Source organism: Spiroplasma sp. hy2 (genome assembly GCF_044714365.1).
In the GTDB taxonomy this organism is placed as follows: domain Bacteria; phylum Bacillota_I; class Bacilli_A; order Mycoplasmatales; family Mycoplasmataceae; genus Spiroplasma; species Spiroplasma phoeniceum.
The window spans coordinates 1-2,179 of the sequence record NZ_RXFZ02000166.1 but is presented as its reverse complement, the minus strand read 5'-3'; the positions used below and the strand labels follow the sequence as shown (position 1 = coordinate 2,179).

Sequence of the window (2,179 nt, the reverse complement as noted above, 5' to 3'; positions counted from 1 at the left end):
AARTATTAAAAATATTTTTAAGAATAGATTATTTAAAAATTGTATTAAAGGCATTATTACTGACCAAGGTAAAGAATTTAGTAACTGAAAAGAAATAGAAAAAATTATTGGTGCTAATGTTTATTTTTGTGATGCTGGAACACCCACTCAAAAACCTCACGTTGAAAGAATGAATAGAGATATCAGACATTGATTACCGCCTGGAACAGATTTTAATAAAGTTGATAATAAACAATTAAATTGAATAATGAAGAATATTAATAATAAATTACGCCCCTGTCTTAACTGAATTTCTTCTAAAAAGGCATTTGAATTTTTAGCATTAGTTCATAAATAAATTTATTAATAAAACTTAATAAATGATTTTTTAGTATGCTTAAATATGGTTAAATTAAGTTATATTTATAAAATATTTTAATTTTTGTATTATGTAAATTCAAGCAGCAAATTCTGTCTCTTGTTAGTATGATAATAACATCATTTAAAATAAATGCAACTATTTTAAAAAAAAATTAAAATATTTACAAGTTTAGTATAGTTTAATCATATTTAAGCACACTGAAAAATAATTTATTAAAGTGCTTTTAAAATAAACCTTATCTAAAATTCTCTAAAAATACTTCTTTAGATGTTTTTCAATTCAAACAAGGCCTTAATTTTTCATTCATAACATCAACTACTCAATCTATTTCTTGTTGCGTAACAGAATTAAAATCTGCTCCCTTACCATATCATTTCCTAAATTCACGGTTCATTCTTTCAATTAATGGTTTTTGTTTTGGTGAACCTGGGTCACAAAAATAAATATTAGAACCAGTAATTTTTTCCATCTCGTCAAACTTACTAAATTCTTTTCCTCTATCAGTTATTATTCCTTTAATTTTTCCAACTAAACCATTAATTCTAACTAATTCTTCAATTTTTTCTAAAACTTCATTAGCAGTATGTTCTTCTAATTTCATTGCAAAATAATTTTTACTTGATTTCTCTACCAAGACTAAACAACTAGATTGATGGTCTTTTCCAACTACAGTATCCATTTCAAATCAACCAATATCAGATTCTTTATTTTCAATATCTCATATTGACTTAAATTTTTCATCTAATTTCCCGCGATTATCAGGTCTTTTCTTTGTTCTATTTCTTTTTCCACCATTTAATAAATTTTTCTTTAACAAACTTAAAAGACCTAAATAAATTCATTTATACAATGTTTTAAGACAGGCAGGAAATTTAAAACCAAACTTTATTAAAAATCGATGAATAATTTCCGCTGGTGAATCACCAAAAATATTAAATCGTAAATTTAAAAATTCTTGTTGTTCTTCTGTAAATGTGGGTGTTTTTTTAATACATTTTTTACGCTTTTGTTTATAATCTTTTTGTGCTTCAACGGGTATATAATTTTCTACATTTTTAAATCGATTTATTTCTCTTTTAACAGTATTAATTCCACGACCAATTTGTCTTGATATTTCAGATAAATTAATTGAACCATTTTTCTTTTTACAAGTATCAGAAAATAATAAATCTTTAAACAAATTTCGTTCATCAAATTTTACATGTGTATATTTTTGCATTTTTCTGTCTCCAATTCTTTTTAAAATATTTATAACATTAAATTAAAAATTATTGACAAATATTTTTATAAGTATAAAATTAAAAAGTAAGCAGTAAGTAAATTCTGTCTCTTAAAGCTGTTTATATCAAAAAAGAAAGTAAAATTAAGTTTACTTTTTTTATTTTGATGTAAAATATAAATAATAAAAAAGAACCGAGTTGGTTCTTTTGTTACATTTTTATAGTTATTCTTTACTTTTTTATTTAATCATATTTATTAAATAATAGCAATTTTAATATGCAAAAAGGAGTAAAAAATGAAAGAATTTAATCCAAAAATAGCAAGTTATACAACAATTTGAAGAAAAATCGAAGAATTTTGAAATAATAAGAAACCTAATATTCCCTATACTTTGAACGATTTAACCGATAAACTCAACCTTTCTAGCAGATGAAGACATGAAACTTACAAGAGCGAAAAGATAATACCTTTAATACAACGACAAGTTGATAGAATTGAAAGTGAAATAATTAATTTTATGATGAAATCACCTGATGGTGCTAAATTATATTGACAACGAGCATTTAATTATAAATATTCACTGCAAGAAAAAGAAAA

The 2,179-nt window shown here is 23.4% G+C and carries 3 protein-coding genes; 2 read left to right on the top strand and 1 reads right to left on the bottom strand.

Annotated elements, in window-relative coordinates; translation table 4 throughout:
• The coding region (locus EHV01_RS04930) for an IS30 family transposase (RefSeq protein ID WP_422066480.1) at positions 1–337 on the top strand (337 nt) is incomplete at its 5' end.
• Between the two features lie 259 nt (positions 338–596).
• Here EHV01_RS04930 and EHV01_RS04925 read toward each other — a convergent pair.
• Positions 597–1,580, bottom strand: a complete 984-nt coding sequence (locus EHV01_RS04925; RefSeq protein WP_422066479.1) for an IS30 family transposase — start codon at positions 1,578–1,580, stop codon at positions 597–599.
• 297 nt (positions 1,581–1,877) lie between these two features.
• Between EHV01_RS04925 and EHV01_RS04920 the strand changes: the two genes are divergently transcribed.
• The coding region (locus EHV01_RS04920) for a hypothetical protein (RefSeq protein ID WP_422066478.1) at positions 1,878–2,179 on the top strand (302 nt) is incomplete at its 3' end.